At 70.3% G+C, this 13,236-nt stretch carries 10 protein-coding genes and 1 riboswitch; of the genes, 6 read left to right on the top strand and 4 right to left on the bottom strand.

Going from position 1 to position 13,236, the window contains the following annotated elements:
• Positions 1-2 precede the first annotated feature (2 nt).
• A complete protein-coding gene (locus tag AC51EU_RS08480) occupies positions 3-1,271 on the bottom strand; it encodes an extracellular solute-binding protein (protein ID WP_496266075.1) in 1,269 nt (422 codons plus the stop codon).
• Positions 1,272-1,512: 241 nt separating this feature from the next.
• On the opposite strand from AC51EU_RS08480, the gene AC51EU_RS08485 reads away from it, so the two are divergent.
• The 3 genes from AC51EU_RS08485 (at position 1,513) to mctP (ending at position 4,363) form a co-directional block, all read left to right on the top strand.
• The gene (locus tag AC51EU_RS08485; RefSeq protein WP_496266089.1) at positions 1,513-2,274 is read left to right on the top strand and encodes a GntR family transcriptional regulator; all 762 of its coding nucleotides are present in this window, start codon (positions 1,513-1,515) and stop codon (positions 2,272-2,274) included.
• A 155-nt stretch (positions 2,275-2,429) separates the two neighbouring features.
• Positions 2,430-2,690 (top strand): DUF3311 domain-containing protein, encoded by a 261-nt coding sequence (locus AC51EU_RS08490; RefSeq protein ID WP_496266077.1) that lies wholly within the window; start codon positions 2,430-2,432, stop codon positions 2,688-2,690.
• Positions 2,687-4,363 carry a monocarboxylate uptake permease MctP gene (gene mctP / locus AC51EU_RS08495; RefSeq protein WP_496266079.1) on the top strand — a complete coding sequence of 559 codons (1,677 nt, stop codon included), beginning with the start codon at positions 2,687-2,689 and terminating at the stop codon, positions 4,361-4,363. Before AC51EU_RS08490 ends, mctP begins: the two co-directional genes overlap by 4 nt.
• Before the next feature lie 93 nt (positions 4,364-4,456).
• Here the strand turns inward: mctP and AC51EU_RS08500 are convergent, their stop codons facing one another.
• Complete coding sequence (locus AC51EU_RS08500) at positions 4,457-5,044, bottom strand: Uma2 family endonuclease (protein WP_496266081.1); 588 nt, start codon at positions 5,042-5,044, stop codon at positions 4,457-4,459.
• A 130-nt stretch (positions 5,045-5,174) separates the two neighbouring features.
• A riboswitch (cobalamin riboswitch) is annotated at positions 5,175-5,335 on the top strand.
• 162 nt (positions 5,336-5,497) lie between these two features.
• Here AC51EU_RS08500 and AC51EU_RS08505 point away from each other — a divergent pair.
• The 3 genes from AC51EU_RS08505 (at position 5,498) to AC51EU_RS08515 (ending at position 11,038) form a co-directional block, all read left to right on the top strand.
• Positions 5,498-7,945 carry a ribonucleoside-diphosphate reductase subunit alpha gene (locus AC51EU_RS08505; RefSeq protein WP_496266082.1) on the top strand — a complete coding sequence of 816 codons (2,448 nt, stop codon included), beginning with the start codon at positions 5,498-5,500 and terminating at the stop codon, positions 7,943-7,945.
• Positions 7,945-9,012 (top strand): ribonucleotide-diphosphate reductase subunit beta, encoded by a 1,068-nt coding sequence (locus AC51EU_RS08510; protein ID WP_496266083.1) that lies wholly within the window; start codon positions 7,945-7,947, stop codon positions 9,010-9,012. Before AC51EU_RS08505 ends, AC51EU_RS08510 begins: the two co-directional genes overlap by 1 nt.
• A gap of 130 nt (positions 9,013-9,142) precedes the next feature.
• Entirely contained in the window at positions 9,143-11,038 is a 1,896-nt protein-coding gene (locus tag AC51EU_RS08515) for a transglycosylase domain-containing protein (protein ID WP_496266084.1), read from the top strand.
• Between the two features lie 74 nt (positions 11,039-11,112).
• Here AC51EU_RS08515 and def read toward each other — a convergent pair whose 3' ends face one another.
• Both def and AC51EU_RS08525 read right to left on the bottom strand, forming a co-directional pair.
• Positions 11,113-11,742: a peptide deformylase gene (gene def, locus AC51EU_RS08520; protein ID WP_496266085.1), complete on the bottom strand. Its 630-nt coding sequence runs from the start codon at positions 11,740-11,742 to the stop codon at positions 11,113-11,115.
• Positions 11,743-11,850: 108 nt separating this feature from the next.
• Entirely contained in the window at positions 11,851-12,837 is a 987-nt protein-coding gene (locus AC51EU_RS08525) for a tetratricopeptide repeat protein (protein WP_496266086.1), read from the bottom strand.
• Positions 12,838-13,236 lie beyond the last annotated feature (399 nt).

Below are 13,236 nucleotides of genomic sequence, written 5' to 3' on the forward strand. Positions count from 1 at the left end.
AATTACTTCTGGGCCAGCCGCTTGTTGATATCGGCCTCGACGTCCTTGGCGGCGTCGGCGGGGGCCTTTCCGTTCAGCACCGCGGTCATGTAGTTCTTGATCGGGTTGGGAACGTTCTCGACAGCGGCCCACTGCGGAATGAGGGGCGTGGTGCCGCCGGACTTCTCGGCCGCGGGGGCGGCAGCGGCGGCCGCCGGGTTCTCCTTGGCGGCCTCGTTCAGGGCGGGGGACTTCGGGGTCCAGCCGGATTCCTTGACCATCTGGGCGTCGTTCTTCTTGGAGAGGGCGACCTTCAGGAATTCCTTGGCGAGTTCCTGGTTCTTGCCGCCGCCGGCGACGGCGAAGTTGGAGCCGCCGAGGAAGACGCCTTCCGGCTTGTCCTTGGTCTCACCGGGAATGGTGAAGAAGCCGATGTCGTCCTTGATCTCCGGATTGGCCTTGATGGCGACGTTCGCCTCGTACCCCATGGCGATGATGGCGCCGGTCTTTCCCTTGGCGAAGATCTCGCCCTGCTGCGGGGTGGCCTCGTCCTTGTTCTTGGGGGCGTCGCTGAACGCCATGTAGTCCTTGTAGATCTGCATGGCCTTGGAGACCTTGGGGTCGCCGAGGTTGGAGACCCACTTGTCCCCGTCCTTCTTGACGAGGTCGGCGCCGGTGCCGATGGTGAGGCCGTCGAAGAAGTACCAGTTCTGGCCGGGGAGGTAGAGCGGCTGGGCGTCGGTCTTCGACTTGATGGTGTCGAATGCCTTGAAGAGTTCGGTGCGGGTTTGCGGGGTGTCCTTGAGGCCCGCCTTCTCCCAGATCTTCTTGTTGTACATGACGACGCGGTTCCCGGCGAACCAGGGAAGGGCGTACTGCTTTCCGTCGACCATGGCGGCCTTGTTGAAGGTGTCGCTCCATTCGGAGCCGATTTCCTTCTTGAGGTCGCCGAGGTCGGCGAGGGCACCGGCCTGGGCGTAGGCGGCGGTCTGGGTGTTGCCGACCTCGACGACATCCGGCGGGGTGTCCTCGGAGAGAGCGGTGGTCAGCTTCTGCTGGATTCCGTTCCACTGCTGGACCTTGAAGTCGACGGTGGCGCCCGTCTTCTTCTTGAATTCCGCGGAGACCTGCTTGGTCCACTCGGGGGGATTGGAGCCGTCCATCACCCAAACGGTGAGCTTCTGCCCCTTGTATCCGTCCGCGCCCGTCTTCTTGTCGTCGCTGGACCCACAGCCAGCGACACCCACCAGCATTCCCGCGACTGCGGTGGCTGCTATGAGCCCACGCTTCATTGCGCTCTCCCCTAAAGGCCGGGTGTGGTCTTTAATGGTTTAGACCAGTGCCCGCAGCTTGGCCTAGACCTTTTGGGGTGTCAAGGGTGTATAAGAGTCGCTGTCGGCTCCGTTACCGGACCGACACCTGCCGGGCGCGGACCTGCATGAGAGCACGCGGACCCCACCCGTGCCACGATGTGAGCCGCGAAGTACGGAGGAGCCGGTGACGGCAGCACGACACGAGCCGGAGAGGCGGGTCATGGAGACCGACGGGGGCAGCGCGGAGAGCGGCGGCGGTGCGACACGCACCGCGCGCGTTCCCAAGTACTACCGCCTGAAGCGGCACTTGCTGGAGATTACCGAAACCCTGCCCCCCGGCACACCCGTTCCACCGGAACGCGCCCTCGCCGCGGAATTCGACACCTCCCGTACGACCGTCCGCCAGGCGCTCCAGGAACTGGTCGTCGAGGGCCGCCTCGAACGCATCCAGGGCAAAGGGACCTTCGTCGCCAAACCCAAGGTCTCCCAGGCGCTGCAACTGACCTCCTACACCGAGGACATGCGTGCCCAGGGCCTGGAGCCGACCTCCCGGCTGCTGGAGACCGGCTATGTCACCGCCGACGACCGGCTGGCCGGTCTGCTCGACATCTCCGCCGGCGGCCGGGTGCTGCGCATCGAGCGGCTGCGGCTGGCCAGCGGCGAGCCGATGGCGATCGAGACCACCCATCTGTCGGCCAAGCGGTTCCCGGCGCTGCGCCGCAACCTCGTCCGCTACTCCTCCCTCTACTCCGCGCTCGCCGAGGTCTACGACATCCGGCTCGCGGAGGCGGAGGAGACCATCGAGACGTCCCTGGCCACCCCGCGCGAGGCCGATCTGCTGGGCACCGACGTCGGGCTGCCGATGCTGATGCTCTCCCGCCACTCGCGGGATGAGCAGGGGCGGCCCGTGGAGTGGGTGCGCTCGGTCTACCGCGGCGACCGGTACAAGTTCGTCGCCCGGCTGCGCCGCCCCGCGGACTGACCGCGCCGCACCCCCGGCGGGGGGGCATTCCGCCCGCCGGGGGACATCACACCCGCCGTTGCCGTACCGATATGCGGACGGCTAGTGACGCCCGCTACGGCTCTGCCCTAGATTTCCAGCCCATCGCCACGGGAGACGAGGGACGGAGCAACCGTATGACGGAGCACGCCGGAACACCCGGCACGGGACCGGTCGTCACGCCCACGAGGGTGGTCGCCGGGCTGTGCCTGCTCGCCCCGTTCGTGGCCGTACTGTGGGTCGGCTCGTACGCGAGGGTCGAGCCGAGGTTCCTCGGCATCCCGTTCTTCTACTGGTACCAGATGCTGTGGGTGCTGATCTCCACGGGCCTCACCACCATCGCGTACCACCTGGTCCGGCGTGAGCAGCGGGCCCGCAAGGGCGGTGCCGCGTCATGAACCGCGCCCTGTCCGTCCCCCTCGCCGAGGGCGCCTCGGGCGGCGTCAACGGCGTCGCCCTCGCCGTCTTCGTCCTCTTCTTCGTGCTCGTCACGGTGATGGGCTTCCTCGCCGCCCGCTGGCGGCGCGCCGAACAGTCCGCCAACCTCGACGAATGGGGCCTGGGCGGCCGGAGTTTCGGCACCTGGGTCACCTGGTTCCTGCTCGGCGGCGACCTCTACACCGCGTACACCTTCGTCGCCGTCCCCGCGGCGATCTACGCGGCGGGCGCCTCCGGCTTCTTCGCGGTGCCGTACACGATCCTGGTCTACCCGCTGATCTTCACCTTCCTGCCCCGGCTGTGGTCGGTCTCGCACCGCCACGGCTATGTCACCACCTCCGACTTCGTGCGCGGCCGCTTCGGCTCCAAGGGGCTCTCACTGGCCGTCGCGCTCACCGGCATCCTCGCGACGATGCCGTACATCGCGCTCCAACTCGTCGGCATCCAGGCCGTGCTGGACGTGATGGGCGTCGGCGGCGGCGCGTCCGGCAACTGGTTCGTCAAGGACCTGCCGCTGCTCATCGCGTTCGCGGTGCTCGCCGCGTACACCTACTCGTCGGGGCTGCGCGCGCCCGCGCTGATCGCGTTCGTCAAGGACGGGCTGATCTACCTCGTCATCGCGGTGGCGATCATCTACATCCCCATCAAACTCGGTGGTTTCCACGCCGTCTTCGACGCGGCGGGCAAGGCACTCGCCGAGACGGGACCGACCGGGAAGCCGCGCGGCGAGCTGGTCAGCGGCCCGAACAGCCAGTGGGCGTACGCGACGCTGGCGCTCGGCTCGGCGCTGGCGCTGTTCATGTACCCGCACTCGATCACCGCGACGCTCTCCTCCCGCAGCCGCGACGTCATCCGCCGCAACACCACGATCCTGCCGCTGTACTCGCTGATGCTGGGCTTCCTCGCGCTGCTCGGCTTCATGGCGGTCAAGGCCGGCACCGACACCCACGGCAACGCGCAGCTGGCGATCCCGCAGCTGTTCGCGGACATGTTCCCCAGCTGGTTCGCCGGGGTGGCGTTCGCGGCCATCGGCATCGGCGCGCTGGTGCCCGCGGCGATCATGTCGATCGCCGCGGCCAACCTCTTCACCCGCAACGTCTACAAGGACTTCCTGCGCCCCGGCGCCACCCCGGAGCAGGAGCACAAGGTCGCCAAGCTGGTCTCCCTGCTGGTGAAGGTCGGCGCGCTGGTCTTCGTCCTGGGCATGGACAAGACCGTCGCGATCAACTTCCAGCTGCTGGGCGGCATCTGGATCCTCCAGACCATGCCGGCGCTGGTCGGCGGGCTGTTCACCCGCTGGTTCCACCGCTGGGCGCTGCTCGCCGGCTGGGCCGCGGGCATGATCTACGGCACGCTCGCGGCGTACGGCGTGGCCAGCCCGACGCAGGCCCACTTCGGTGGTTCGAGCGCCGAGATCCCCGGCATCGGCCAGATCGGCTACATCGGTCTCACCGCCTTCGTCCTCAATGTCGTGGTGACGGTGGTCCTCACCCTCGTCCTGCGCGCCGTGAAGGCCCCCCAGGGCACCGACGAGACCAGCCCCGCCGACTACACCGCCGACGCCGGCGACACGGGCGTACGCACCACCCCGCCCCGCCCGGCCGAGGACGCGGGCGTCCCGACCGGGCACTGAGCGGTACGGGCCGTCGCGTCCCCTGCGGGGGGGCGCGGCGGCCCTGGCCTGCGCGGCCGGCCACCGGGGGCCCGGCTCACCGGGCGGGCCGGGTCACCGCACCCAGTCCTTGAGCGCCTCCGTCTCCAGCGTGATGCCCACCGGGTCCGGCAGCGCGAGCGTCCTGCCGAACGGCACGGTGTGCACGTCCGCATAGCGGACGCCGTCCGGCTCGCTGAACACCGTCGCCTCGCACGCCTCCCGGTCGATCAGCAGAAACACCGGAATACCGGTCTCCGCGTAGGCGCGGGGCTTCTCGACACGGTCGCGCCGGTCGGTGTCGGAGTCATAAGAGGTGACTTCGACGACCATCAGGACCGGGGCGGGGTCGGCCCACTCGCCCTGGCCGACGAAGGCACCGCTGCGCGCGAGCGAACCGTCCGGGCGGGCCCGGCCGCCCCGGTACTCCTCCACCTTGAGCCCTTGGTCAGGGTAGAGCCACAGCTCCGGCCTCGACTGGAGGCAAATGCGCATCAGCCACTCGATGATCCGCCCGTGGTCCCCGTCCGGCACGGCCTTGCTCCTGATCTTCCCGTCGATGAGTTCCAGCCGCGCGCCCTCCTCGGAGCGCGCGAGTATCGCGGCGGCCTCTTCGAAGTACTCGGCGAGAAGCCCGTGCGGACGGTCGGCGAGCGCGGTCATGGAACCCTCTCCTTACTGCCTCGGGCGGAGCAGAGAACGTACGGCCGACGATAGCCGAGGGCACTGACAGGCACCGCTCGATCACACGCGACACACAAGATGTGGTGGCGCCTGCACGGCCCAACACAAGATGTATGCTCGTGCTCGCTGTCGCCGCAGGGGAATCCGGTGCGAGTCCGGAACTGTCCCGCAACGGTGTACGTGTGCGCACATTTCGCCTGATCCCGTCCCGGACGTGGTCACGGCTGCGCGCCCGTGAGTCCGAGGACCTGCCGACGGTACGGCCGCGCCGTCCCCGGCGCGGGCGTCGATACGTCCGGGCCCCGAGGGTTGGGCCGGTGGACGCCGCGCGGTGTGCCCGCGCGCCCGCGGCCGCGGCCGGGGTGCGCACGCCCCCGTGCGCGCCCGTCGAGTTCCCCCTCCCGGCCTTCGTCGAGTGAGGGAGAGCAGCACGTGACCATCGCGCCATCGGAGCCCGTGTCGGACACCGGGGCCGTACCGCCCGCCGCCACCACGCTCCCCGCCGGGAACCTCCCCGCCCCGGACGCCGGTGACGGCCCGGGCACCGCCCTGCTCCGCACCCTGACCGAGCTGACCGCGGACCTCACCGCGACCGACCCCGGCAAGGTCGCCGCCGCCGCGCTGCGCGGCCGGCACCCCGGCTCCGACGAGGCCGGGCTGCGGGACCTCGCCATCGAGGCCGCGGCCGGTCTGATCGGCGACGAGCCCCAGTACTCCCGGCTCGCCGCCCGGCTGCTCACCCTCGCCATCGCCGAGGAGGCCGCGGGCCAGGGCGCCGACGCGTTCTCCGCCTCCGTCGCCACCGGCCACCGCGAGGGCCTGATCGCCGACCGCACCGCCGCCTTCGTCGCCACCCACGCGGACCGGCTGGACGCCCTTGTCGAGGCCGCGCTCGCCGACGGCGCCGACGACCGCTTCGGCTACTTCGGCCTGCGCACCCTCTACTCCCGCTACCTGCTGCGCCACCCCGTGACCCGGAAGGTCGTGGAGACGCCCCAGCACTTCCTCCTGCGGGTGGCCTGCGGCCTGGCCGAGGACGACGGCGAGCGGGCGCTGGCGGACGTCGCCGAGCTGTACCGCCTCACCAGCACCCTGTCCTACCTGCCCTCCTCCCCCACCCTCTTCAACTCCGGCACCCGGCACCCGCAGATGTCCTCCTGCTATCTGCTGGACTCCCCGCTGGACGAGCTGGACTCGATCTACGACCGCTACCACCAGGTCGCCCGGCTCTCCAAGCACGCCGGCGGCATCGGTCTGTCGTACTCCCGCATCCGGGCGCGCGGCTCGCTGATCCGGGGCACCAACGGGCACTCCAACGGCATCGTGCCGTTCCTGCGCACCCTGGACGCCTCGGTCGCCGCGGTGAACCAGGGCGGCCGCCGCAAGGGCGCCGCCTGCGTCTACCTGGAGACCTGGCACGCGGACATCGAGGAGTTCCTGGAGCTCCGCGACAACACCGGTGAGGACGCCCGCCGCACCCACAACCTCAACATCGCCCACTGGATCCCGGACGAGTTCATGCGCCGGGTCGCGGACGACGCCGACTGGTCGCTGTTCTCCCCGGTCGACGTCCCCGGGCTGGTGGACCTGTGGGGCGAGGAGTTCGACACCGCGTACCGCGAGGCGGAGGCCGCGGGCAAGGCCGTCAAGCAGATCCCGGCGCGGGCGCTGTACGCGCGGATGATGCGGACGCTCGCGCAGACCGGCAACGGCTGGATGACGTTCAAGGACGCCGCCAACCGCACCGCCAACCAGACCGCCGAGCCCGGCCGGGTCGTCCACTCCTCCAACCTGTGCACCGAGATCCTGGAGGTCACCGACGACGGGGAGACCGCCGTCTGCAACCTCGGCTCGGTCAACCTCGCCGCGCACCTGCGCGAGGACACCGCCGACTGGCGGGAGGCGGTGGACTGGGAGCGGCTGGACGCCACGGTGCGGACCGCGGTGACCTTCCTCGACCGCGTGGTGGACATCAACTTCTACCCGACCGAGCAGGCCGGCGCGTCCAACGCCCGCTGGCGGCCGGTCGGCCTGGGCCTGATGGGGCTCCAGGACGTCTTCTTCCGGCTGCGGCTGCCGTTCGACTCGCCGCAGGCGCGGGAGCTGTCGACCCGTATCTCCGAGCGGATCATGCTCGCGGCGTACGAGGCGTCCGCCGATCTCGCCGAGCGGCACGGCCCGCACCCGGCCTGGTCCGCGACCCGTACCGCCCGTGGCGTGCTCCACCCCGACCACTATCCGGACGCGGAGCCCCGCTGGGCGGACCGCTGGGCGGCGCTGCGCGCCCGCGTCGCCGCCACCGGCATGCGCAACTCGCTGCTGCTGGCGATCGCGCCGACCGCGACCATCGCCTCCATCGCCGGTGTCTACGAGTGCATCGAGCCGCAGGTGTCCAACCTGTTCAAGCGCGAGACGCTGTCCGGTGAGTTCCTCCAGGTCAACACGTATCTGGTCGAGGAGCTGAAGGCGCTCGGCGTGTGGGACGCGCGCACCCGGGACGCGCTGCGCGAGGCCAACGGCTCGGTGCAGGAGCTGCCGTGGGTCCCCGCCGAGGTCCGGGAGCTGTACCGCACGGCCTGGGAGATCCCGCAGCGCGCGCTGATCGACATGGCCGCGGACCGCACCCCCTACCTCGACCAGAGCCAGTCGCTGAACCTGTTCATGGCGTCGCCGACCATCGGCAAGCTCAGCTCGATGTACGCCTACGCCTGGAAGCGCGGCATCAAGACCACGTACTACCTGCGGTCGCGTCCGGCGACGCGGATCGCCCAGTCGGCGCGCGGCACCACGACCTCCGCCCCCGTACCCCGGCAGGCCGCCGACCCCGAGGCGGTCGCCTGCTCCCTGGAGAACCCCGAGTCCTGCGAGGCATGCCAGTAATGACGACCACACCCGAAACGCCGCGGCGCGAGTCGAACGCCGCCTCCCACACCGCCACCACCGGCGCGAAGAACCTCCTGGACCCGGGCTTCGAGCTGACCCTGCGCCCGATGCGCTACCCGGACTTCTACGACCGGTACCGCGACGCGATCAAGAACACCTGGACGGTGGAGGAGGTCGACCTCCACTCCGACGTCGCCGACCTCGCCAAGCTGTCGCCGGGCGAGCAGCACCTGATCGGGCGGCTGGTCGCGTTCTTCGCGACGGGCGACTCGATCGTGGCGAACAACCTGGTGCTGACGCTCTACAAGCACATCAACTCCCCCGAGGCCCGGCTGTACCTCAGCCGCCAGCTGTTCGAGGAGGCCGTGCACGTCCAGTTCTATCTGACGCTGCTGGACACCTATCTGCCCGACCCGGACGACCGCGCCGCCGCGTTCGCGGCCGTGGAGAACATCCCGTCGATCCGTGAGAAGGCGGAGTTCTGCTTCCGCTGGATGGACTCGGTCGAGAACATCGACCGTCTGGAGTCCAAGGCCGACCGCCGCCGCTTCCTGCTCAACCTCATCTGCTTCGCGGCGTGCATCGAGGGCCTGTTCTTCTACGGCGCCTTCGCGTACGTGTACTGGTTCCGCTCGCGCGGCCTGCTGCACGGCCTGGCCACCGGCACCAACTGGGTGTTCCGCGACGAGTCCATGCACATGGAGTTCGCGTTCTCGGTGGTGGACACCGTCCGCGAGGAGGAGCCCGACCTCTTCGACGACGCGCTGGAGCAGCAGGTCACCGCGATGCTCAAGGAGGCCGTCGAGGCGGAGCTCCAGTTCGCGCGGGACCTGTGCGGGGACGGCCTGCCGGGCATGAACACCGACTCGATGCGCGAGTACCTCCAGTGCGTGGCCGACCAGCGGCTCCAGCGCCTGGGCATCGCGCCGGTCTTCGGCTCGCAGAACCCGTTCTCCTTCATGGAGTTGCAGAACGTCCAGGAGCTGACGAACTTCTTCGAGCGCCGGGCGTCGGCCTACCAGGTCGCGGTCGAGGGTTCGGTGTCGTTCGACGACGAGTTCTAGGACACCCGCGAAGGGGCGCCGCCGGATTCCTCCGGAGGTGCCCCTTTGCGTATCACCCCAGGTCACCCGCCAAATACGACCATTCGGTCAGCTGACAACCGGGGGTGGGGGCCAGGACATCTACGTCAGTATGAAGGGCACCCCACGTCGCCGCCGGTTCCTCGACTATCCGCGCAACGGCCGCACGGGACCACGCCGCTGGCTGCCGTCCTGGCGGCAGTGGCTCGGCCTCGCCGCACTGGCCGTCTGCGCGCTGACCGCCGCGTTCACCGCCGTCTACTTCGCCGTCGACATTCCCGACGAGAACGCCCTGGCGGGGAAGGAGGCGTCCGTCTACTACTGGTCGGACGGCAGCCAGATGGTGAGCGTGGGCGCCGTCAACCGGCAGAACGTCGAACTCTCCAAGGTGCCCCGGCCGGTGCGGGACGCGGTGATCGCCGCCGAGAACGACACCTTCTACGACGACCCCGGCGTCTCCCTTCCCGGAATCACCCGCGCCGTGGTCAACATGCTCTCCGGCGAAGAGGCCCAGGGCGGTTCCACCATCACCCAGCAGTATGTGAAGAACACCTATCTCTCGCAGGACCAGACGGTCACCCGCAAGTTCAAGGAATTCTTCATCGCGCTCAAGGTGAACAACCGGCAGAGCAAGAACGAGATCCTCCGCGGCTATCTCAACACAAGCTGGTTCGGTCGCAGTTCGAACGGTATCCAGGCCGCCGCGCACGCCTATTACGGCATCGACGCCTCGAAGCTGAACCCGAGCCAGGGAGCGCTGCTCGCGGCCGTGCTGAAGGGTTCGGAACAGTACGACCCGGGCCTGAGCAAGGCCAATCACCGGCGGGCCGAGGCGCGTTGGTCCTGGATTCTCGACCGGCAGGTGGCCACCGGGAAGATGAGCCAGGAGGAACGCGACACCTACCGTGAATTCCCCGAACCCCTGCCGCCCGCCAAGCCCGACAGCCAGGCCGGCCAGACCGGTTATCTCGTCGACATCGCCAACAAATTCATCAAGAGCGCCACCGGTCTGACCGACAAGGACCTGGCCCGCGGCGGCTACCGCATCCACACCACCTTCGACAAGAAACTCACCCGGAAACTGGAGAAGGCCGTCGACCAGGTGCGCCGGCAAAAGCTCGACCCGAAGAAACGGCCCGCCGACGCCCACGCCCAGTTCGGCGCGGCCACGGTCCGCCCCGCGGACGGCGCGGTCCTCGCCCTGTACGGCGGCCCCGACGCCACCCGGCACTTCACCAACAACGCCGACACCGTCGCCGTCCCGGCCGGCTCCGCGTTCAAACCGTTCGTCCTCGCCGCCGTCCTGGAGGAGAGCCGGCCCGCCGATCCCCCGGCCGGCCTCGACACCGGTTCCGGGCCCCGGCCGCCGCTCCCCGTCGACCCCGTCTACAGCGATCTGCGAGAGGCCCTGATGAACGCCGAGAACCAGCCGTTCGTGCAGGCCGGCAAGCGCGTCGGCCTGGAGAAGGTCCGCGCCACGGCCCTCGGTCTCGGGCTGCGCAAGGAGAGCCTGGCCCGGCTGGAGCCGACGTTCCCGCTCGGTACCTCGGTCCCCAGCGCGATCCGGATGGCCAGCGCCTACACCACCTTCGTCAACGGCGGCCTGCACGCCGAGCCGTACGCGATCTCCCGGATGACCCTCGACGGGGAGGAGGTGGACGGCTTCGACCGCCCGGAGCCGGAGCGCGTGGTCCATGACGTCGTCGCCGAACAGGTCAAATCCGCGCTGGGCGGACTGGGCTGGCGCACCCTGGGCGAGGCCCGGGGCGGCACCATGGCGTCGGTCGCGGCGGGATGCACCGAGCCCGGCGACCGGAAGAAGTCGGCGTGGTTCATCGGCACGCCCCTCGACGACACCGCGAAGGCGGGCCCGACCACGGCCGTCACCCTCTTCCGCAACAAGCCCGGCGCCCCGGACCTGCTGCCGCTGGAGGGCCTCGGCGGCAAGGAGACCGGCCGCGGTACGACCCTCCCGCCGCTGGTCTGGGCCGCGTACCAGGGAGCGTAGGGACACGGGGACGGCCCGGCGCTCCGCCGGTGGCGGGGCGCCGGGCCGTTCCGGTCCCGGATGCGCGCGGGTGGTCAGTCGTTGGGGACGACGGGGTAGCGCGGCTCGGTCTCGGCCATCTGCTTGAAGACGTCCTTGCGGTCGCGCTTGGACAGCCGGTCGATGTAGAGACGGCCGTAGAGGTGGTCGGTCTCGTGCTGGAGGCAGCGCGCGAAGTAGCCGGTGCCCTCGATGGCGATCGGCTCGCCCTTGGCGTCACGGCCGCGCACCACGGCGTAGTCGGGGCGGGCCAGCTCCGCGTAGGCGCCGGGCACCGACAGGCAGCCCTCGTTGGAGTCGTCCAGGACGCGGCGCTCAGCGGGCAGCTCGTCCAGGACGGGGTTGCAGATCGCGCCGACGTGGCGGACGCCGCCGTCGTCGGGGCAGTCGTAGATGAAGACCTTCAGGTCGACGCCGATCTGGTTGGCGGCCAGGCCCACGCCCTCGGCGGTGCGCTGGCTGGCGAACATGTCGTCGATCAGCTGGGCCAGCTCGTCGCCGAACTCCGTGACGTCCTCGCACTCCTTGTGCAGCACCGGGTTCCCGACGACCGTGATCGGCCGCGAGGTGCCGCGCTCACGGTGGGCGGCCTCACGCTCCGCCGCGTCCGTCACATCGTCGATGAACGCGCTGTCCACCTGTGGTTCGGTCTCTTGCTGGGCCATCTCCGCCGTACGCCTTCCTCAAATCCTTGACCGGTCGCCGTACAGCCTAATCCGTCGCCCGCCGGGCCCACCGGGGCCGCACGGCCCGGTCCGCGCCCCGGGAGGCGGTCAGCAGACCTCTTCCAGGTCCCGCCATTCCCTGGTGTCGGGGCTGTCCGCGACCCAGCTGTCGAGCAGGCCGCGCACCAGCGACGACGGCGCCGCTATGCCGCACTCCCGCTCGGGCACCCACAGGGACCCGGAGCCGGCGGTGCGGTGTCCCAGCGGCCCGGGGTGGCCCGGTTCGCTGTGGTCGTGCGGGTCGAGGTGTTCCCCGTCGCCCTCGTCGCTGGGCATCCGGCTCTCCGAGCACGTCCGGCACAGCAGCCGCACCGACGACGACCAGTCCTCGGCGGCGAAACCGGCGTCGGCCGCCAGCCGCTCCAGGGCGTCCCGGTCGGCCTCGGTGGCCGCCTCCAGCAGCACGACCCAGGTCGGCACGGGCGACGGGGCCCACAGTTCGATCTCGTCGAAGACCGGGTACGACGGGCCGGCGGCGGTGGTGCGCTCGCCGTGCGGGACGCCGTCGTGCAGCACCACCTCGCCCCAGCGGCGTCCCGAGGACGGCAGCGGGATCGACAGGACCTCTATCCGGGCCGGGTCCAGCCGGCGGCCCCAGACCACCTCCGCCTCGCCCTCCGGCGACAGCCGCACGGCGGCGCTGCCCAGCGCCATACCGACCGGTTCGCCGGACGACGGGCCGTCGCCGGGCACCGTGAGGCCGTACGCCTGCCAGGCACGGCGGGCCAGCGGCCAGTCCTGGAGGGCGGTGGCGGCGATGCCCACGTTCCACCAGTCGGGCGCACCGGTCTCGCGGTCCAGCAGCGCCACCGCGCGCAGCCCGGCGGAGCGTGCCTGCTCCCAGTCGTGGCGGAACTTGTGCAGCAGGGCGAGGTTGAACCAGGACTCCGACAGCCACGGCTCCATGTCGGCGGCGCGGGTCAGCAGCGCGCCCGCGTCCTCGTAACGGCCGTCGCCGATCAGCGTGAAAGCGCGGTCGGTCGTCTGCCGCCACGAGGCGGAGGGCCGGTGCCGTACCTTGCCGAAGATCCTCACGATTCCCGCCTGCTGGTCGCTCTTGAACGCCGTGGGAAGGTGATCCGCGAGGCGCCCGGGGCCTTCCGGGGGCCCACTCGACAACCTGCCACAGATTGCCGCCGGGCTCAGCCCTTCTGCGTTCCCCCTTGCGGCTCCTCGCCCTCCGCGCTCCCCCTGGACCCCCTGCCGGGGGCTTCCTTCGCATCCAACCATGCCCGCCTCCACGGGCGCTCCTTACCCATGGGTTCCACGGTCGGGGCCCGCTTATCCCCTGGAAACGGAGGTTTCGGAGAGAGGAAGACCACAGGCCACGGGGCCGCGGGCCGTTCGGGCAGCCCGAAGGGACCCGGGACGTACGGAGGACGACCGGGCGGTCACCGAGGGAGGCGGAAGGAAGAACTCCCCGCCCGGGCGCGG

The sequence above is a fragment of the Candidatus Streptomyces philanthi genome (assembly GCF_059553635.1).

Coding starts and splice junctions, on each gene's coding strand:
- AC51EU_RS08480 (WP_496266075.1), bottom strand. CDS start 1,271: ATGAAGCGTGGGCTCATAGCAGCCACCGCAGTCGCGGGAATGCTGGTG.
- AC51EU_RS08485 (WP_496266089.1), top strand. CDS start 1,513: ATGGAGACCGACGGGGGCAGCGCGGAGAGCGGCGGCGGTGCGACACGC.
- AC51EU_RS08490 (WP_496266077.1), top strand. CDS start 2,430: ATGACGGAGCACGCCGGAACACCCGGCACGGGACCGGTCGTCACGCCC.
- mctP (WP_496266079.1), top strand. CDS start 2,687: ATGAACCGCGCCCTGTCCGTCCCCCTCGCCGAGGGCGCCTCGGGCGGC.
- AC51EU_RS08500 (WP_496266081.1), bottom strand. CDS start 5,044: ATGACCGCGCTCGCCGACCGTCCGCACGGGCTTCTCGCCGAGTACTTC.
- AC51EU_RS08510 (WP_496266083.1), top strand. CDS start 7,945: ATGACGACCACACCCGAAACGCCGCGGCGCGAGTCGAACGCCGCCTCC.
- AC51EU_RS08515 (WP_496266084.1), top strand. CDS start 9,143: ATGAAGGGCACCCCACGTCGCCGCCGGTTCCTCGACTATCCGCGCAAC.
- def (WP_496266085.1), bottom strand. CDS start 11,742: ATGGCCCAGCAAGAGACCGAACCACAGGTGGACAGCGCGTTCATCGAC.